Consider the following 19,746-nt stretch of genomic DNA (forward strand, 5'->3'; position numbering starts at 1 on the left):
GCGAGATTAAGGAAGGGTCGTGCAAGTCGAAGGCGGTCGCCGTCTCCTGAAGAGAAGCACCTGTCTGGTTCCTAAAGTGTAATACATGCAGTTTGAATTGGACAGAATAAACTGGTTTGGAACGTGGTTTCTGTACTCCTTTTACTCCGTAATGTTGATAGGCACGAACCCACCGTTTGATGGGAGTGACACTAGGGATCAAGTATTTCTTCGCCAATAACCGGTATCCCAGCTCTCCTTGCATATACTCCTTCACAATCATTAATTTAAATTCCTCACTATACATTGTCATACAAAAACACCCCAGAAGTTAGATTTTTAACTCTAACTTCTGGGGTGCACTACCCAAGCTTCCGCCGGTAAGCGAAGGAGAACCTTATACATAGCATATAATCAATATAAGAAATTCCTCACTTTATAAACACGCTGAATAGAGGCTGTGATCCGTACAGCCTCTTTTTTATTTTCCCTGCCTCCTGTGGACAATTGCTTCTTCAGCAAGCAGTGAAATGACTGCGTCATCCATCGGCGGGTTATGCAGCCCCGCACGCACATCACGGTAGTAGCGCTGCAGTGGATTTTCTCTTGAAAGACTACGTGCCCCGGTAATTCTCATCGCTAAATCCACGATATCTACTGCATTATTTGTCACGGTGTGCTTCGCTGCGGCAAGCTGGCCTTTCCAGAGCCGTTTTTCCTCAAAAGAAGCTTCTTCAAATTTACGTGCAGTATCGTATAATACTGCTTCACTCTGCCGGTACAGCAGCTCCATCCTCCCTAGTTTTTCTCTTACGTGCGCCGTATCAGAAATGGTTCCATTAAGACTGTTAGGGGAGTAACTCAAGCTGAAATCAAGCGCATATTCAAACGCCGCTTCTGCAATCCCCAGATAGCAGGCAGGAATGTGCAGGAGCCAGCCATGGACTATTTCTTTTTCCGCTATCGTAAGCTCAATTTTGTGGTCAAGGGGGACCTTTACATCAGTTAACAATAAATCGTGGCTTCCTGTTCCTTTCATTGCGATAGAATCCCATGTTTCTTCTATTTCGATTCCTTCTGTATTCATCGGCACAAAAAACTGGGAGACTTCTTCTGTTTCTTCTACCGTGGCAGTTACAGCTGCAAAATCGAGTGCAGGAGCCATCGTCGTAAATGTTTTTCTGCCATTCAACACCCAAGCACCTCCGCTTTTTACTGCTGTTGTTTCAGGTTTGCCGCCTCTCGTAGGACTTCCCGTTGCTTTTTCTGTAGCAGCTGTATTAAACAATGAACCCTTCAGTGCCTGTGCACATAATTTTTCAAAATGGTCTCCTTTCCATAAGTCATAGGAGCCGGTGTGATAAATGAGGCCTACGTGCCAGCCGATCGATAACGCGGTCGCTCCATCTGCTTTTGCGAGCCGTTGCTGGAGGTGAAGCATCTCGTTTAAATCAGCTCCAAACCCTCCCAATGATTCCGGTACAGTCAGACCGGTGTAGCCGGCCTCCCTTAATAAATTCAAATTATCAAATGGGAACGTCCCGTTCTGATCGTGCCGCATTCCCGCTTCTTTTATTGTTGATTCATGCAGTTCCAGCCAATTGTATAAGTCTTTTATATTCATTTCCTCACCTCATTATTTGTAGTTTGTATGATAACTCACTCCTCCGTGATAAGCTAGGAATATAAAACCTTTAGGAGGATTTTGCATGACTGAAAAAGAAAAAATGATTGCCCAGCAGGAGTATAACCCGCAGGATGAGGAACTGGTAAGAGACAGATATATATGCCGGCGGATGATCAGGCAGTTCAACGATATGAATGAAGAACATGAAATTGACAGAGCGGAAATTCTGCGGGAAATTCTCGGCGCAGCCGGCACCAATATTTACGTCGAATCCAACTTCCGGGTGGACTACGGCTATAACGTGCATGTCGGAAAAAACTTTTATGCGAACTTTGACTGTATCCTTCTTGATGCCGCTCCAATTCATATTGGAGATAACTGCAAGCTCGCACCCGGCGCTCATATTTACACTGCCACACACCCCTTAAATCCCGAAAAGAGAGCTTCCGGTATTGAAACTGCAAAATCAGTGAAGATAGGAAACGATGTGTGGATTGGCGGTGGAGCCATTATCAACCCAGGCGTTACCATCGGAGACGAGGCAGTTATAGCGTCCGGTTCCGTAGTAACAAAAGATATTGAGAGCCGGACGGTAGTCGCGGGAAATCCTGCCCGCCCCATAAAAAACGTATATTAATTTTTAAAGAAGAGGAGGCAGTCGTGCTCCTCTTTTTATTTTACTGCAATAAGCACTTCTCCCCCCACCTTCCTTGATCCCCATTTTTCAGATGAATATATTTTCCTGTTATGCAAACAATTAATTTACATTAATGCCTTTCTTTTTCCTTCATTCATGAAATGTATGTATATAGATTAATAAAACACAGGACTATTGTTACCTTTATTTCTTCCAGAAATAATTCTTATTACCTTTCTATCTAATAAAGAATATACTTATAACGATTCCATATTAGATTGAATTTCGGAGGCCGTCATGAAAATTATTTCAGGTATTATTATTCTTATTATTGCAGGCACAGCACCGCTTCTTTTCTGGTTATTTCAAGAGGAGAGAGAGCTTACAGTAAGCGTGATAGATAAAACAGTTCCCACAGAATCTTACCGGGAACACCAAAGTGTTCACTGGCTGTTAAATCATCATAAATATACAGCTGAGGGCAGTTATGATGCCTCCAGTGATTATTACGGTTTCCATCCGGATGAAAGCAGTGAAACCTACGAAATAAAAGAACTTCCTGCATCTTATGAAGATACAGATCTTATTTATGTAACAGATACATATGGCGTTTATGAAGAAGACCTCCCATGGACAGAAGAAACATCTGACGGGCCGCCCGAGCTGATTTACGGCGGCTGGACAGAAGAGGAATGGCAGGCTGTAAACCGGGCAGTAGAAACTACTACTACAGACCTGGTGATGGAGTTCAACACGTTTGCTTCGCCTACATCTGAAGCAGTACGCACAGAAATTCTGGATCGTCTCCAATTAACCTGGGAAGGGTGGACAGGCCGTCATTTTGAAGACCTCTCCCCTGAAGCTGAAGAAGTAGCACCGTGGCTTATTTCCCGGTATGAAGAAGCAAACGGCGAGTGGAATTTTGATGGACCCGGCTATGCTCTCGTAAATGATCTGACCGAGGAAATTGCTGTGCTGCCGGTAAATGAAGAGTATTTTACAGAAGATAATATTTCTCTCGCATTTACGGAAAACGGCCAGGAAATGTTCAATTTGGAGGACAGTCCTTCCTATCCTTACTGGTTTGATATAGTAACACCGGAGTCTGAAGAACAAATCCTCGCTTCTTATGAGTGGCATTTGACTGAAGCTGGTGCCGATGTGCTGGATGAATATAACATTCCTGCTTCCTTCCCAGCAGTACTGCATCACGAAGTCACCGGTTCTCAAATTTACTATTTTGCCGGGGATTTTGTTGATATAGAAGATGCACCCGGATTTTATCAATATGGAGGATACGCGGCGTTAAAGTCATTGATTACACCCGAGTCGATATATCCTGAATCCAGCTTTTTCTGGAATACTGTCAGCCCTATGTTAAAAGTAATCTTCGCTGAAGCTTCCTCCGACGAAAATGAAGCGTGGCAGATGCCGATGGAAATAACACAGGCATCGTCCGCGGATATTTCTTATTCTTCACGCGTAGCTGAAGATCATTTTGAGGTTTATCAGGACGGTGAATGGGTGGAGCTTCCCATCAAAGGAGTAAATATGGGAATGGCCAAGCCTGGTTATGCTCCCGGGGAAGCAGCGATTACAAGAGCAGAGTACAGACGCTGGTTTGAACAAATTGGCGAAATGAATGCCAATACGATTCGAAACTATACGCTCCATCCCCCTGCTTTTTATGAAGAACTGCTCTCTTATAACCTGGAAGCAGAAGAACCTTTATATTTGTTTCACGGTGTATGGATTGACGAGGAACCGCTGGAAAAAACGCGGGATGCTTTCACACCGGAAATCATAGAGAAATTCGAAAAAGAAATGCTGACAGTCGCCGATGTAATTCACGGCAATGCACAAGTAGAACAGGTTCCTGGGCATGCCTACGGTAACTATCAGGCGGACATCTCCCCCTACGTTATCGGATGGATCATCGGAATAGAGTGGTACCCGGTGATGGTTGATAATATGCTGACAGAGTATCCTGATCTCGGCGACTACGACGGAAAATATATTTACACAGAAGACGCCGATCCAATGGAATACTGGCTGGCAGAACGGCTCGATACTTTATTCACCTATGAAAAAGAAGAGTATGCAAGCATGCGCCCTCTCAGCTTTACAAACTGGGTAACGACAGATAATCTGGACCATCCGGCCGAACCTTCTGAACAGGAGGATATGGCAGTAGTTGATCCGAATCATATTCATACAAAAGAAGATGCAGAGGCAGTAGGAATGTTCGCTTCTTATCACGTATATCCATATTATCCTGATTTTCTGAATCTGGAAGAGGAGTACCTCGAATATGAAGATCACCGCGGCAATCCAAACAGCTATGCAGGTTACTTGAACGACCTGGAAGAATCTCACGAGCTGCCGATACTTGTTGCTGAATTTGGAATTCCAGCCTCACGCGGACGTACCCACAGCAATCCCTATGGCTGGGATCAGGGATTTATTTCCGAGCAGCAGCAGGGGGAAATTGTTTCCTATTTATATGAGGTAATAGAAGCGGAAGGAATGCTCGGCGGACTTGTATTTACCTGGCAGGATGAATGGTTTAAGCGGACCTGGAATACAATGGATTATGATGATCCTTACCGCCGTCCCTACTGGTCCAATGCGCAGACAAATGAGCAGCAGTTTGGGCTGTTAAGCTTCGACCTGCATAAAGTGAGGATCAACGGTGAAGATGACTGGGCAGAAGGAACTGTGCTTGCCGAAAACAGCTCCGGAGATTTAAAAGAACTTACTGTTGATCATGACGAACGGTATTTATATGTAAAATATACCGGTGAATTCAGTGCAGAGGATGAAGTAGTCACCCATTTCAGTATACGTCCAGGGGAAGGCGTGAATGTAGGCGGCTTCGGAGCTGACTTCCGCCTCACACTGGCAGAAGATTCTGGTGAAATGGAAATAGCCGGAGACTATGACACTTTTTACTTTGATTATGAAGACTCACTTCCTGAGGATGAAAGAACTTCTCCGGAAGATCTGGAGGAAACGTTCCATCCTATCCGCCTGGCACTGAACAAAGAAATTACCCGCCCGGATACAGGAGAAGTTCTGCCGTTTGAATATGATCGGACAGGAATTTTTCAGGAGGGAATTGCAGACCCTTCCCATGAAGACTATAATTCTCTAAATGATTACGTTTTTAATGCAGAAAATGATATTATTGAAGTCCGTATTCCCTGGATGTTATTCAACGCGAAAGATCCAAGTCTGAAAGGTTTTATAGGTGAAATGGAGGAAGACTGGTCTGAAAGCTTCATGAAAATAGACCAGATTGAAATGCAGGTTTCGTTAATGCGTAACGGAGAAACATTGGAGGAGCTCTTCCCTGCCGATGGTTATACATGGGAAGATTGGGATATTCCTGAACACACAGAAAGATTAAAAGAATCTTATTATATTCTCCAGGAAGCATTTGAAGAGTAAATGCTGTGCAATAAGGAGAACTCTTCAAGAAATTTCTTCATCGTTTTTGCAAGATAAGGGAGGGTTTGGATGGATTTAAACTTAACCGCACTGCTTATCGTTATCGGCTGCGGACTGCTTATTGGTATTTCAAAAACAGGACTGCCGACATTGGGAATTTTTGTTGTTGCGGTTATGGCGACTGTTTTTCCGGCAAGAGAATCCATTGGAATTGTCCTCCCCATGCTGATTATTGCAGATATCGTCGCCGTTACTTATTATCGGAGAAATGCTGACTGGGCAACGCTGTTCCGATTAATTCCCTGGGTAAGCGGCGGGCTGCTTCTCGGATTTTTGTTTTTGTTTTTTATCGATACAAGCCGGGCGATCGAAATTGCTTTAGGAATTATCGTCATTTCAATGGTCCTGCTGCAGATCCGCAACAGCCTGGTGAAAAATAAAAAAGCGAGCGGAGACTATTCCACTGTTTTTCTTGTTTTCATCGGCACGCTTGCCGGGTTTACTACAATGATTGGAAACGCAGCCGGTCCGGTAATGGCTATATTTCTGCTTGCTGCCGGCCTGCAGAAGCGGGCTTTTATTGGAACAGGAGCATGGTTCTTTCTCGCAGTCAATTTAATCAAAGTTCCTTTGTACAGTTCTCTCGGATTAATTACTGCCGATACCCTTATTCTGAACGCCTGGATGATCCCCGCGATTTTAATCGGGACATGGATTGGCATCCGCCTGCTGCAGCATATTCCGCAGAAATGGTTTAATTACTCTATTTTGATTCTCGCACTGCTCGGAGGGATCCGTTTATTTATTGGTGCATAGTATTTGTTATTTTCTGCAGAATATCATAAACTCTTTACAGATTTTGCGGAGAGGAGACAACTTTATATGCCGGAAGGACCCGAAATCCGCAAAGCAGCGGATCAAGTAGAAAAAGCATTAAAAGGAAAAAAGGCAATCGATGTTTATTTTGGGCTGGAACGACTGGAAGGCTATGAGGAAGTGCTTACTGGAGCAGAAGTCACTGGTGTAGATACGAAAGGGAAAGCGATGCTGACAAGGTTTGATAATGGCTATACGGTATATTCACATAATCAATTGTATGGAAAATGGATCATCCGTAATGCTTATAATTATCCGAAAACAAACCGACAGCTGCGCTTTGCTGTGCACAATGAGAAAAAATCAGCCCTTCTCTACAGCGCTTCGGAAATAGAAGTACTGCCGGACGAAGAAGTAGCATCGCACCCTTTTATTGAAAAAGCAGGACCTGATGTATTCAGTGAAACAGTGACAGCTGATATGCTTTATGATCGTTTTCATGAAAAACGTTTTTATAAACGGAAATGGGCGGGTCTTCTACTGGACCAGTCTTTTGTGGCTGGCATCGGAAACTATCTGAGAAGTGAAATTCTTTATACAGCCAGAATCCATCCACAGCTTCGTCCTGCCGATACCTCAGAAGCCTCTCTCAGAAAAGCTGCACAGTTTATTATAGACCTGATGTGGCAGTCCTATCATCACAAAGGAATTACGACAGACCTGGACCTTGCGGAGAAACTAAAAAAAGAAGGAAAACCCCGCCGTGATTACAGACACTGGGTTTTCTCCAGGGAAGACAAGAGCTGCTTTATCTGCGGCACCCCAATCACGAAGATCCAGGCAGGTTCCAGACGGCTGTACTACTGCGAGGAGTGCCAGAAAGTTTAAATGGAATTTTTGCATATCATAAACTTCCCTCACATAAAGAGCCCCTTTCCTCATTAGTTATTATGAGGAAAGGGGCTCTTTTAATACGTCTGTTGATTAGCCTATATTATTTAAATGGCATCTCGTGTTTTCTATTTAAAAAACTCATCCAAATTCTCTGTATGATGAGAGTGCACTTCTCCTTCCGTCACCCGCAGGACAAATGGTTCCTCTCCTACATTCACCTTTAATAATCCTGTCATAAAGTCGGTGTGCAGATTCTGGTAGAACACTCCGCGGTAAGCAGGTACACCCGGCTCATCCAACGTCATTTTATAAGTATTATTTTCTTTTAGTAAATACCCTGTAATACCTTTACCGTAATCAGATTCTGAAGACGCAGATGACTTTTTCACTTTGTAAATTGTTACATCTACTTCATCCAATTCATGAAAAAGCTCATTTACCAGAGAGCCCCGGATCAATAAGTCCCACCGGCTTCTTACAGCCTGTCCCAGAATAATATGCTGCACATCGTTGGCCCGAGCTACTTCCCCTATTACTTCACTCACTCTCTGGCCGGACTTTAAAGGATGGAAAATCATCGTAGCTCTGTATTTATCGGCCCATTGCTGAATCTCGTCCCGTTCTTCCTCTCTGCTGATATCTTCTTCGGATTCCGGTCTGTAGACATGCAGTACGATACATTCACTTTTAAAAGCCTTTTTCTCCTGTTCTCCCCGTTCAATAAGTTCTTTCGCATTTTTATAGTTGGAGACACATATTAAAATATTATCTTTTTTCTCAAGCATGCTCTTCCCTCCTGACCCCATATTCTTTAAAATTATTTATCTATTAGTTCAGTTTCGACAGTTGTCCCCTCATTCCTGCTTTCATTCAGCAAAAACCGTGCTGAATTATCTCAGCACGGTTCCGAATTAATTGAAATCCCGTTCTTCTTCCACTTCCATCTTATTATTGTAAATTAATAGACGGGCTGGGGATTTTTCTTTTGCCATCTGCTCTGCGTGTGCAATTGCTTCATCTTTCTGGTCAAAAGACGTTTCAGGCGCTACGTCTTCAATTTTTACCATCCATTCGGTAACATCTTTGTTTGGTCTTACAGAATATTCCTTCATTTTAACACATCTCCTCTTTCCAGAGTTTTAATTCTTTGCTATACAAAACTATTACCACTTTTGCTCTTACTCAAACGACTTTTTATTAAGTTTACTTCTTCGTGAAATTGGTAATAAGTACCTTAACTACAATGAAGGAGGCAATATTATGAAGTATGAAGAAATACGCAAACTGCAGACAGAAGGGCAGCCAAAGCAGCACCAGGACCGCCAGCCCGGATTTGAAGATAATGAAATGGATCCTCAGCCTGTGTATGATGATCCTGATTATAGAGGAAGCGGCAAACTCGAAGACCGAGTAGTACTTATAACAGGCGGTGACAGCGGTATTGGAAGAGCAGTCGCTATTGCAGCTGCAAAAGAAGGCGCAAAAGTTGCTATTGCATACTGGGATGAGCACGAGGACGCAGAAACAACGAAAAAGCTCGTCGAAGAAAAAGGCGTATCCTGCATTCTTTTTGACGGTGATCTCGCAGATGAAGAGCACTGCCAGAAAGTCGTAAAGGAAACAGTAGATCATTTCGGCCAGCTGAACTGCCTGATTAATAACGCTGCAGAGCAGCATTTCGCAAAAGATCTGCGTGACATTTCGAAAGAGCAGATGGAAAGAACGTTTCAATCTAATATTTATGGTCCATTCCATATTACCAAAGCTGCGCTCGATCACCTTGAGCCCGGCAGCACAATAGTCAATTCAGTCTCTATCGTTGCGTATAAAGGAATGCCTGTATTAATGGACTATGCGGCGACAAAAGGTGCCCTCGTAGCACTGACGCGTTCGCTTTCCGAAAATTTAGTTGCAGATGGCATCCGTGTAAATGGGGTGGCTCCCGGTCCAATTTGGACACCGCTGATTCCAGCTTCCTTCCCGGAAGAACAGGTAGCTGAATTTGGAACTTCCAGTCCCATGGGACGTCCAGGACAGCCTGCAGAATTAGCTCCCGCTTATATTTTCCTGGCTTCAGACGATTCTTCCTACGTATCCGGCCAGGTAATTCATGTAAATGGCGGCCAGGTAGTAAACAGTTAAAGCATCACTGCACACAAGCAGCCCTCTTGTCAAAATGACAAGAGGGCTGCTTTATTCATTCATTTTATTCTGGTTCCGGGTAGCTGAAAGTCAGTTCCTGCTTTTCTTCATCATATTCTATCGTCAGATCATATCCGTCAAAATACCACAAATCTGCTTCTTCCACAAAAAACGTAATGCCGTCTTTTTCCGTTGTAACTCCTGATTTGATAGGAGTTTCGTGCAGGGAGAATCCTATGGAAAACCCGCTTTGTACAGGGCTGTCTCCTCCGTATTGCGCGAAAAACTTTATTTGGTCTCCTTCATCTACTCCTACTTCTTCTTTAAACCAGGACAATGCTTGATCAGTAACTTCTAGTTTCAACTTTATCCACCTCTCTTACTTTCCCTGAAAGAATTCTTCTGCTTTTTTTAAGTAAATTTCCTGATCGGGTGCTAATTCGTGCTCATCCAGGATAGCGTCCACCGGACAAACAACTACACATGCACCACAGTCTATGCAAACATCCGGATCAATATAAAACTGCGCTTTGCCTTCTTCAATACAATCAACCGGGCAGACATCTACACATTCGCCGGCCTTCTCACCTTCGCAAGGACTTGTAATAACAAACGCCATTTTATTACCTCCTTCTTCGGTCTCTATTAAATTCTTATTCCTTTTTTAACTATGTTTCAAACCTCTCCCTGCATATTATATACTCGTCCTGGTATAATTATGCTGTATTTAGAAAAAGATAAAACAAGTTCGTGTAGGAACCATACATTAGACTGCTGCATTATTAGAAAGGGGGATTATTTATGATTGAATTTTCCACACTGGACGAAATTGAACAGGTTATTCACAGCCAGCCGCTTGTACTGGTTTATATCTCCCGTGAAAACTGCTCCGTCTGCCATGCGCTGCTGCCACAGGTGGAATGTATACTTGAAGATTTCAAAGAAGTAACGGGTATTTTCCTCTCTGCAGATAAATTACCTGAAGCCGCCTCCAGATTTGAAGTGCTGACTGCTCCTGCTGTTCTTTTGTATGCAGATGGAAAAGAAAAATGGCGCGGTGCCCGTTTTATTCAGCAGATGGAATTAAGACATCAGCTCACGCAGTGGACGAATGCTTTAAAGTAAAAATTTTTTTTCAGGCTGGGAAATGCCTTCCCTCTTTCTTTCTGAAATAAATAATTTGTTGGGATTAATAGAAATCACGGGATGTTTTCGATATACTGGTTAAGTGACCATTTATAGTTAAAGTATTATGTATAGAAGCAATGCAGAAACGATAAATTTTGTGAAGGAGGGGTTTGAGTGCAAACAGAAAAGCAGCTTCAAAAAGAAGCCATGAAAATGCTGAAGGATACGAGCCGGACATTTTATATCCCTATTACGCTGTTGAATCCGTCTCTTAAAAAAACTGTTGCCTCCGCCTACCTGTGTATGCGTGCAATCGATGAAATTGAAGACAGTGAAATACTGGATAATCAAACAAAAGCATATCTGCTTCAAGAAACAAGTAAGATGCTTCACACCACTTTTGATCCTGAAGCATTTAAAGAATTAACTTCCCCTTACGCCTCGAAGCTGCCCGAAGTGGCCCTGCGTCTTGGAGACTGGCTGGATACCTGCCCCGAAAACTATGTTCATAAAGTAAAGGAATTTACTTCTACGATGGCCGAAGGAATGGCTTACTGGGCAGAACACAACTGGAACATCCAGACGAAAGAAGATCTCGATGACTATACCTATTATGTGGCAGGACTCGTTGGGGTGATGCTTTCTGATATCTGGGAGTGGCACGATGGTACGAAAACAGACCGGGAGCTGGCAATTGGCTATGGACGAGGCCTCCAGGCGGTAAACATATTACGCAATGTAGAAGAAGACAGAGAACGAGGGGTTTCCTTCATTCCTGAGGGCTGGACAATGGATGATATGTTTCAGTATGCGGAGAAGAATCTTGCACTCGGAGACGAGTATATGAAAGACATTAATACAAAATCTATTCTGCTGTTCTGCCGGATCCCTCTTGCATTAGCTAAGAAAACGCTGAAAGCACTGCGGGACGGCAGGGAAAAAATGTCCCGGTCGGAAGTGGAAGAAACTGTAGAACAAATTAAAAACGACGCTTAAGATTGTGGCGGCCGAAATTTTATTATTGATAGATTTTAAATTGAAAGGCTGCCTGCATTGAATAAAAATGCAGGCAGCCCTTTTTTAATATTCATGCTGCTGTATTATGTTAAAAGCATCCCATGGATATTCCTTTGGCGGGTTCGCTTTAAACGACATCATTTCTTTTTTAACCGGATGCTCAAAGGAAAGCTCATGCGCCCAGAGCGCAATTTGTTCTCCCGGCTTATTTACACTGCTGCCATATTTTTGATCCCCATAAATAGGACATCCTATTTCTGAAAGCTGTACCCGGATTTGATGGGAGCGTCCAGTATATAACGCTACGTTTATAAGAGCCAGCTCTCTATGAGAAGCAATCACGTTATATTCTAGCAGTGCCTTTTTTGCACCTTCCTTGCCTTTCGGTTTTACATAAACTTGATTTTTATTTTTATCTTTCCATAAATAATGTTCCAGCCGGCCAGCATCTTTCTGCGGCTTTCCTCTTACTGCGGCGAGATATTTTTTATCAAAAGCCTGGCGTCTCATCGCATCTGACAACCGTGAGGCTGCTTTTGAAGTTTTTGCGAAAACCATGACGCCGCCTACCGGACGATCCAGTCTGTGTACCAGTCCTAAATATACATTGCCTGGTTTCTGATATCTGACTTTAATGTCCTCCTTCAGCAGCGTAAGCATATCTTTATCTCCAGTAGCATCTTCCTGCACAGGAATGTTCACAGGCTTTTCTACGACGATCACATGGTTATCTTCATAAATAATTGGAATCAATATTAACAGGCCCTTTCTTGCAGTAAATGTTTTTCAACTCATGTATTCTGAAATTATGTGCTGCACGGACACTTAGTTAAGCTGGGTTACTGCACGCTTATATAATAACCCTCTGTCTCTTTTAAAAAATGAAAAACAAAAATTTTCACTCTTGATTTTTCATTTTTTCGATTCGCTTCTCCAGTGGTTCCCGCCACGCATCGGCCAGGGCCGGCACAGCAAGCAGCATTTGTGCAGCAGCCTCATTCTTTGTATCATGATACATAATTCGGTTTGCTTCGGCTACCGTGACTTTTCTTTCGTCTGTTTCCACCCGCTCAATCTGATCTCCGGGAGCAACCGTACCTTCCTCCAGTACCCGGAGATAATATCCGGTATATCCAGTATCCCGGAGGAGCACGGGAAATTCCTTTATGCCGTGTCTTGCTGCTAATTTATAACAAGGCTGCCGCGGCTGGGAAATCTGCACAAGTGCGTCTCCCCATGTGAAAATATCTCCAATATGAACTTTGTCTTCGGCCAGGCCTTCCACCGTGAAGTTCTCTCCGAATGCTGCTTCGGGCAGTTCAAACTGCAGTTCCTGTTTCCAGTACGGATAATGCTCTGCAGCATAGACGCAGGCTGCTTTATCTTCTCCACCGTGATTTACGGTATCGCCCTGGCCGTCTGATTCCAGTTGCAGCCTGGAAAGAAACAAAGGTTTTAATACTGGATCTTTTTTTATCCCAGTAAGAATCATTTTCCCCTGCCAGGGAATTTCCACAGGCCTGCCGACATTCATCTGTAATATCTTCATTGTTACAACCTCTTTTCCAGACAATTTAATACGTTTATCATATCACAGCAGAGGTAAATTGATAAAAGACGATGACGGCATTACCATAGAAGTTATATATTTGTGAATCTCTATGTACAGATTCCCGGCGGAAGCTTGCCGGCCGGTCTTCCGCTCTATCCAATACCTGCAGAGTTAAAACATACCTGCCCAGGCGAAATCATAGAAGCTTGGTGCTTTCCTTGTCTAAATTTCATCGTTCTTTCTGCATAGGCGGTGCCCATTAAAACTGTAAAAGCAGGTGATATTTTGAGCAACCTGGAACGGGATCAATACTTAAAGTCGGTAGCTTCTTTTTTGACTGCCCAGTATGGAATAGATGATAGAACCGCATATGAGCTGATTAAACAAGCGGAATTAAAAAAGCGGTATCATCTGAATGCTGACGACTTACTTACCGTGAATCCTAAGAAACAAGCGGAACTTCTAATGAAGCAAGACAGAATGCAGTAACAGGACACCCACAATTAGCAGAAGTTAATTTCAGGTCATCCATTAAAAAATAACACTGTATATTCAGCTCCTCCTCTTTTAAAAAGCACTGTTAATGATCATAGTTTATAGGAGAAAAATTCACTTCTACCCGGCAGGTGATGAAAGAAAGATCTCTTATATTAACATCAGTATCAGCACACAAAAAAGAGAGCTGCCCCGCTGGACAGCTTCTCTCACGGGATTTATTCAGATTTCACATCATCATTGTTCCAAATCAGCGCAAGTGTCCCTTCTCCTGCATGGGCCGCAATCGTAGAGCTGATTTCCCCGGTCACCACGCGCAGATCCGGAAAGTTTTCTTTTATCCTGCTCTTTAAATCTTCTGCTTTCTCCAGAACATTTCCGTGCATCACCTGTACTTCATTGAGCTTCCGTTTTTCTAATGCCTGTTCAAGCAGCTCGATCATTCGTTTGATTGCTTTTTTCTCGGAACGTACTTTCTGGAACAAATCAAACTTACCTTCATTCGTAATTCTGATAATCGGTTTTATCTGCAGTAAATTTCCTAATAGATAGGAAGTGCCGGACATGCGTCCGCCTTTGTAAAACTGCTCCAGGCTTCCAAGCAGAATATAGCTTTCTGATTTCGGAGCGGAACTGCGAAGCTGCGTACTTATTTCTTCGACACTTTTACCCTGTTCCTGCATTTCCATTCCTTTATGCATTAAAGTAGTAATACCGTAAGACATCGTTAATGAATCAATGACTTCGACCGGAAATCCTGAAATTTCCTGTCCCTGTACAGCACTGGAATAAGTGCCGCTTAATTCGCTGGAAATATGAATTGATACTGCTGCATCGTATTTTTCTTTAAAAGAATCATAAAGCTCCGCAAATTTACCTGCGGAAGGCTGAGAGGTTTTAGGCACCTCTTTGTTTTCTCTAATACGTTTATATAGTTGATCTACCGTTAAATCTACACCATCTTCAAAGGTTTCTTTATTAAAGGTAATGGATAAAGGAAGTACATACACGTCCGGGTGTGCTGCTAATTCTTCTGTAATATAAGCTGTGCTGTCAGTGACCCATGCTATCCGCTTTTCTGTCATAGCTATCCTCTCACTTTCTTGGTGTTTACTATAATCTCTATGTTACAACATTTTATCACCAGGTACTACTCTCAGATTCTAATTGTGTGAATTTTTTATGAAAGAAAAAAATGGAAGTTTCTAACTGACTTTTCACAAGTTGAGTTTACAGTAGAGAGTTATTATGTGTTCGCCGGCATTGCTGTTGAGACAGCCATTTCCTGAGCGCACCGTCTCAGGCCAAGCGCAGAATTAATTCTTTTTAGCAAAACTTTTATTTTCAAGGCAGCCATTCCAGAATAAAAGTTCTTTGTTTACTTTTTCATTCGATAGACTGGTGATGAAGATAGAGGCCTCTTATTCTGTCATCAGCCGCAGTTATCTATATACGATGACGTATTATCTGCTTTTAGCAGCAGGCATTCTGTTATTAGTGTGTGTATCTGTTACTAAAAAGAAGGAATCTGATTTTAAGAACACCATTTCCCTGGTTATCTGTCATTAGTAATTTCGAATCTGCTATTAACAAATAAGCACCTCAGCTGCCCTCTCCTCTTCATTCGTCCTGCCTCCTCATTTTACCAATTAGCAAGTTACCCACAAAAGTAGTAACTTGTCATTTCCTAAACAATAAAAAAGCTTCAGTCGAGTGGTTCCCGACTGAAGCTTTTTTTAAACTGATAAAGGTGTCTGTGCTTTTTTGATAGCTGCCTGCGCTGCCGCGAGCCGGGCTACCGGCACACGGAAAGGTGAACAGCTTACATAATCGAGGGATTCATTTTCACAAAACGCAATGGAAGAAGGTTCTCCTCCATGCTCCCCGCAAATACCAGCTTTCAAACCGGGCTTTGCTTCTCTGCCCAAACTAACTCCCATATGCACCAGCCTGCCGACACCTTCCTGATCAAGCTTTACGAAAGGATTTGCTTCCAAAATGTCATCATCGACATAGCGCTGCAGGAATTTTCCTTCCGCATCATCCCTGCTGTATCCAAATGTAGTCTGTGTTAAATCATTTGTTCCAAAAGAGAAGAAATCTGCTTCCGCTGCAATTTTATCAGCAGTCAGCGCGGCACGGGGCACTTCGATCATCGTCCCCACCGTGTATTCAATATTTACCCCTGTTTCTTCAGCTGCTGCGGCAGCTGCATCCACCACCACCCGGCGCATTGCTTTCAGTTCATTCACATGGCCTACGAGCGGAATCATGATTTCCGGAGATACAGACTGCCCGCTTAATTTCAGGCTGGAAGCCGCGTAGAAAATAGCTTTTGCCTGCATTTCGTAAATTTCCGGATGCGTCATGCCAAGGCGGCAGCCGCGGTGGCCCAGCATTGGATTAAATTCATCCAGTTCACGCACTTTTCGCAGCAATTGCTGTTTTTCTTTTGTTTTTTCTCCGTATGGATCATGCATTTCTAATTTAGTGACTTCAATCAGCAGTTCTTCTTTATCCGGGAGAAATTCATGGAGCGGTGGATCCAGCAGGCGGATTGTTACCGGCAGATCGCCCATTTCCTTGAATATTCCCGTAAAGTCTTCCTGCTGCATAGGAAGAAGTTTTCTTAATGCTTCTTTTCTCTCATTCATTGTCTCTGCAAGAATCATTTCTCTTACAATCGGCACTCTTGCTGCATCCATAAACATATGCTCTGTACGGCAGAGACCAATACCTTCCGCGCCGAACCCACGCGCTTTCCCCGCATCTTCAGGATTATCTGCGTTCGCACGGACCTTCATGCGGCGGTGCGCATCTGCCCAGGTAAGGAGCAGCTGAAACTCATTGGACAATTCAGGCTCTACCATCGGAACTTCTCCTGCAAGCACTTCTCCTGTTGTTCCATCGATAGTAATTGTATCCAGGTAGGAAAGCGTTGTTTCTCCCATGGTAATCGTTTTTTTCTGCATATCTATTTTCATGCCTTCACATCCGCAGATACAGGCTTTCCCCATTCCCCTCGCTACTACAGCGGCGTGACTCGTCATGCCGCCTCTGCTGGTAACCACAGCTTCTGCTGCAATAATCCCGTGTATATCATCCGGGGTAGTTTCAGGACGGATGAGGATAACTTTTTCTCCTTCTTTCACCAGCCTGTCTGCATCGTCTGCATCAAAGACAATTTTTCCTGTCGCAGCTCCTGGTGATGCAGGAAGTCCCTGTACGAGTACTTCTCTTTTAAATCCTTCATCGATACGCCGGTGCAGCAGCTGATGCAGCTGATCCGGATCAACACGGAGCAGTGCTTCTTCTTTTGTAAGGACATTTTCTTCGACCATATCTACTGCAATTTTAATGGACGCCGGTGCTGTCCGTTTTCCGTTCCGCGTCTGTAATAAATACAGCTGGCCTCTTTCCACTGTGAACTCAATATCCTGCATATCCCCATAGTGCTCTTCCAGCCGCTTACAGGTTTCTGAAAACTGCGCGAATACTTCGGGCATCGCCTGCTGCATAGTAGAGATTGGCTGCGGAGTGCGGATACCAGCTACAACGTCTTCCCCCTGAGCATTAATTAAGTATTCTCCATATAATTTTGCCTCGCCGGTAGACGGATTTCTTGTAAAAGCTACTCCGGTGCCTGAATCTTCTCCCATATTCCCAAATACCATGCTCTGAATATTTACGGCTGTCCCCAGATCATGTGGAATGTGGTGAAGCCGGCGGTAAATATTCGCTCTCTCATTATTCCAGGAATCAAATACTGCTTCTATGGATAAAAGGAGCTGCTCGTGCGGATCTGTCGGAAACTCTTTCCCGGCATGCTCTTCTACCAGCCCTTTAAAAATATCTATCATAATCTTCCAGTCTTCTGTCTGCATTTCAGGATCTGTCTTATATCCTTTATCTTCCCGGTAGCGTTCCAGCTCCCTTTCAAAAAAGTAGCCGTCCACTCCGAGTACTACATCCGCGAACATTTGAATAAAACGGCGGTAGGAGTCGTAGGCGAACCTTGGATTTCCGGTAAGATCTCCCATCCCGATTACTGTTTCATCATTCATTCCCAGATTCAGTACGGTATCCATCATTCCCGGCATGGAAAATACTGCACCGGACCGGACGGATACAAACAGCGGATTCTGAACAGATCCGAGCTTTTTGCCGGTTTTCTGCTCCAGTTGCTGAAGAGATGTGAACAGTTCTTCTTTCACATGCAAGGAAAGCGTTCTGCCTTCTTCATAGTAATTTTTACAGGCGTCCGTCGAAACTGTAAATCCAGGCGGCACCGGCAGCCCAATCTTGGTCATCTCTGCAAGGTTCGCCCCTTTCCCTCCGACAATATGCCGCATTTCGCGGTTACCTTCTTCAAACATGTAAATGAATTTGTTCACTTTACTGCACTCCTCTCTACTTTTAAAACATCCAGAATATAGCTTGCAGTTTCTTCCACTGCTTTATTGGAGACATCAATGACCGGACAGCCGATTCTTTTCATAATTTTTTCCGCATATTCCATTTCTTCTAAAATCCGCTGCATACTTGCGTACTCTGCTTTTTCGTTCAAGCCCATTGACTTGAGCCGCACTCTGCGGATATCGTTTAATTTTTCAGGAGAAATTATTAGCCCGATACACCGGTCCCTGCGGATTTGATACAGCTCTTCCGGTATAGGAACTTCCGGCACCAGCGGGACATTTGCGACTTTCAGCTGTTTATGCGCAAGATACATGGATAAAGGGGTTTTCGAAGTTCGGGAAACACCTACCAGTACAAGGTCTGCTTTTTTTAATCCTGAAGGATCCTGTGCATCATCATACTTCACCGCAAATTCGACTGCTTCAATTCTGCGGAAATATTCTTCATCAAGCTTTCTCATCATACCCGGCTCATTTTTAGGTGCTGCACCAAAGGTTTCCGAAATAGTTTCCACCAGCGGGTGCAGGAGATCTACCGTTTTAATGCCGGAAGCTTGCGCGAGGGCTTTAATTTCCTGGTTCATTTCCTCAAGTGCAAAGGTGTAAGCTACCACAGAGGTTGTTGTTGCAGCTGTTTCCATAATGCGCCTCAGCTTATCAACTGTATTAATATGAGAAAATTTCACCGTATCCACCTGTGCCAGATTAAATTGCGTTAAAGCCGCGTGTACCATTCGATCCGCTGTTTCTCCAATAGAATCAGATACAATGTATATTTTTTGCTGGTGATGGTTCATTTAAGCCCTCCCTTTTAATGTGACATACTAATAAAAATAAGTATATCATATTGGAAATAAATTTAAACATATTAAATTGAATTTTTTTTATAATTTTTAGAAGAGTTTTGTAGTTCAGTGCCATTTGAAAAATTGAGTGCTGACATAATATTTACTCTTGACCTGGATCTCCGCTGACTATCCTTTTTTTATAAGATCTTCCATACGTCTTCTTTTCTCCGGCCTTGTTTATACCCTCTACAAGCTTGCGTTTTTTAATGTAATGCATTTAAAAATATCTTATTCTCAAATAAACTGTGAAATGCAGCAGGAAGCTGCTGTGTTTCTAAAAAATAGGCTACCTTGAAAATAAAAGTTCCGCTAATAAGAAGTAATACTGCTGCTTCACTTTCGGAGAGGCTTACCCAAGGGCTTGTTCTCGACTAATTTCTCTCTCAGGGCACGGCTTCCATCGATCCACAGACAGCAGGGCAGAGACCGCCATGCTGTCTTGAAGAACCAGGATCGATTCCGCTCGTGCTTCGTGACCTTCCAGAAGGACACTTGGATTCTCCAACGGCGCTCGTGCGTCCTCTCCTTCGTTACACAGCAGTATTAATTTTCATACTTCATGGTGCAAAAATTTTGCATGAGTGTCTCTGTTAAAGGTTAGTGTTGATAAAAGAAAGGTACGCCTAAGGCTCTTTTTTCTTCGCTTGCCGCGGAGAAAACCTTCAGCTATCCCTTCGAAATAAGCAGGGTTCCGCGCAGCCAATCCAAGCAAGACTAAACCGTCTTTCTTGGATTCAAGAGCC

Annotated in this window: 19 protein-coding genes; 8 read left to right on the plus strand and 11 right to left on the minus strand. The window is 43.4% G+C overall.

Annotated elements, in window-relative coordinates:
- The coding region (locus BLP92_RS17095; protein ID WP_139148954.1) for a helix-turn-helix domain-containing protein at positions 1-292 on the minus strand (292 nt) is incomplete at its 3' end.
- 168 nt (positions 293-460) lie between these two features.
- On the minus strand, positions 461-1,603 hold the full coding sequence (locus BLP92_RS17100) for an acyl-CoA dehydrogenase family protein (protein ID WP_090844429.1): 1,143 nt from the start codon (positions 1,601-1,603) through the stop codon (positions 461-463).
- A gap of 85 nt (positions 1,604-1,688) precedes the next feature.
- On the opposite strand from BLP92_RS17100, the gene BLP92_RS17105 reads away from it, so the two are divergent.
- The 4 genes from BLP92_RS17105 (at position 1,689) to nei (ending at position 7,397) form a co-directional block, all read left to right on the plus strand.
- The gene (locus BLP92_RS17105; RefSeq protein WP_090844432.1) at positions 1,689-2,243 is read left to right on the plus strand and encodes a sugar O-acetyltransferase; all 555 of its coding nucleotides are present in this window, start codon (positions 1,689-1,691) and stop codon (positions 2,241-2,243) included.
- A gap of 297 nt (positions 2,244-2,540) precedes the next feature.
- Positions 2,541-5,693, plus strand: coding sequence for a hypothetical protein (locus BLP92_RS17110; protein ID WP_090844435.1), 3,153 nt, complete (start codon positions 2,541-2,543; stop codon positions 5,691-5,693).
- A 69-nt stretch (positions 5,694-5,762) separates the two neighbouring features.
- Positions 5,763-6,509 carry a sulfite exporter TauE/SafE family protein gene (locus BLP92_RS17115; protein ID WP_090844438.1) on the plus strand — a complete coding sequence of 249 codons (747 nt, stop codon included), beginning with the start codon at positions 5,763-5,765 and terminating at the stop codon, positions 6,507-6,509.
- Between the two features lie 66 nt (positions 6,510-6,575).
- Entirely contained in the window at positions 6,576-7,397 is an 822-nt protein-coding gene (gene nei / locus BLP92_RS17120; RefSeq protein WP_090844441.1) for an endonuclease VIII, read from the plus strand.
- Between the two features lie 131 nt (positions 7,398-7,528).
- On the opposite strand, the gene BLP92_RS17125 is transcribed toward nei, so the two are convergent.
- Both BLP92_RS17125 and BLP92_RS17130 read right to left on the minus strand, forming a co-directional pair.
- Positions 7,529-8,188, minus strand: a complete 660-nt coding sequence (locus BLP92_RS17125) for a universal stress protein (protein WP_175444341.1) — start codon at positions 8,186-8,188, stop codon at positions 7,529-7,531.
- Positions 8,189-8,314: 126 nt separating this feature from the next.
- On the minus strand, positions 8,315-8,515 hold the full coding sequence (locus tag BLP92_RS17130) for a DUF2188 domain-containing protein (RefSeq protein WP_090844448.1): 201 nt from the start codon (positions 8,513-8,515) through the stop codon (positions 8,315-8,317).
- Positions 8,516-8,663: 148 nt separating this feature from the next.
- Here BLP92_RS17130 and BLP92_RS17135 point away from each other — a divergent pair, with 148 nt between their 5' ends.
- Positions 8,664-9,545 carry an SDR family oxidoreductase gene (locus BLP92_RS17135; RefSeq protein ID WP_090844451.1) on the plus strand — a complete coding sequence of 294 codons (882 nt, stop codon included), beginning with the start codon at positions 8,664-8,666 and terminating at the stop codon, positions 9,543-9,545.
- A 64-nt stretch (positions 9,546-9,609) separates the two neighbouring features.
- Here BLP92_RS17135 and BLP92_RS17140 read toward each other — a convergent pair whose 3' ends face one another.
- On the minus strand, positions 9,610-9,909 hold the full coding sequence (locus tag BLP92_RS17140) for a HesB/YadR/YfhF family protein (protein ID WP_090844454.1): 300 nt from the start codon (positions 9,907-9,909) through the stop codon (positions 9,610-9,612).
- 15 nt (positions 9,910-9,924) lie between these two features.
- Positions 9,925-10,164 (minus strand): indolepyruvate ferredoxin oxidoreductase subunit alpha, encoded by a 240-nt coding sequence (locus BLP92_RS17145; RefSeq protein ID WP_090844456.1) that lies wholly within the window; start codon positions 10,162-10,164, stop codon positions 9,925-9,927.
- 182 nt (positions 10,165-10,346) lie between these two features.
- On the opposite strand from BLP92_RS17145, the gene BLP92_RS17150 reads away from it, so the two are divergent.
- Together BLP92_RS17150 and BLP92_RS17155 are read left to right on the plus strand one after the other, a co-directional pair.
- Complete coding sequence (locus tag BLP92_RS17150; protein WP_090844459.1) at positions 10,347-10,670, plus strand: thioredoxin family protein; 324 nt, start codon at positions 10,347-10,349, stop codon at positions 10,668-10,670.
- 177 nt (positions 10,671-10,847) lie between these two features.
- Positions 10,848-11,669 (plus strand): squalene/phytoene synthase family protein, encoded by an 822-nt coding sequence (locus BLP92_RS17155; RefSeq protein WP_090844462.1) that lies wholly within the window; start codon positions 10,848-10,850, stop codon positions 11,667-11,669.
- 84 nt (positions 11,670-11,753) lie between these two features.
- Here BLP92_RS17155 and BLP92_RS17160 read toward each other — a convergent pair whose 3' ends face one another.
- Both BLP92_RS17160 and BLP92_RS17165 read right to left on the minus strand, forming a co-directional pair.
- Positions 11,754-12,446, minus strand: coding sequence for an RluA family pseudouridine synthase (locus BLP92_RS17160; RefSeq protein ID WP_090844465.1), 693 nt, complete (start codon positions 12,444-12,446; stop codon positions 11,754-11,756).
- Positions 12,447-12,588: 142 nt separating this feature from the next.
- A complete protein-coding gene (locus BLP92_RS17165; protein ID WP_090844468.1) occupies positions 12,589-13,239 on the minus strand; it encodes an MOSC domain-containing protein in 651 nt (216 codons plus the stop codon).
- A 288-nt stretch (positions 13,240-13,527) separates the two neighbouring features.
- Here BLP92_RS17165 and BLP92_RS17170 point away from each other — a divergent pair, with 288 nt between their 5' ends.
- The gene (locus BLP92_RS17170; RefSeq protein WP_090844471.1) at positions 13,528-13,731 is read left to right on the plus strand and encodes a hypothetical protein; all 204 of its coding nucleotides are present in this window, start codon (positions 13,528-13,530) and stop codon (positions 13,729-13,731) included.
- Positions 13,732-13,955: 224 nt separating this feature from the next.
- Here the strand turns inward: BLP92_RS17170 and BLP92_RS17175 are convergent, their stop codons facing one another.
- The 3 genes from BLP92_RS17175 to BLP92_RS17185 all read right to left on the minus strand — a co-directional run bounded on the left by BLP92_RS17175 (position 13,956) and on the right by BLP92_RS17185 (position 18,952).
- A complete protein-coding gene (locus tag BLP92_RS17175; protein ID WP_090844474.1) occupies positions 13,956-14,822 on the minus strand; it encodes a DegV family protein in 867 nt (288 codons plus the stop codon).
- Positions 14,823-15,473: 651 nt separating this feature from the next.
- Complete coding sequence (ppdK, locus tag BLP92_RS17180) at positions 15,474-18,131, minus strand: pyruvate, phosphate dikinase (protein WP_090844478.1); 2,658 nt, start codon at positions 18,129-18,131, stop codon at positions 15,474-15,476.
- Positions 18,128-18,952 carry a pyruvate, water dikinase regulatory protein gene (locus tag BLP92_RS17185; RefSeq protein WP_090844481.1) on the minus strand — a complete coding sequence of 275 codons (825 nt, stop codon included), beginning with the start codon at positions 18,950-18,952 and terminating at the stop codon, positions 18,128-18,130. The genes ppdK and BLP92_RS17185 overlap by 4 nt, the downstream gene beginning before the upstream one ends.
- Positions 18,953-19,746: the final 794 nt, after the last annotated feature.

Origin of the sequence: Alkalicoccus daliensis, assembly GCF_900103955.1 — a bacterium.
Lineage (GTDB): Bacteria > Bacillota > Bacilli > Bacillales > Salisediminibacteriaceae > Alkalicoccus > Alkalicoccus daliensis.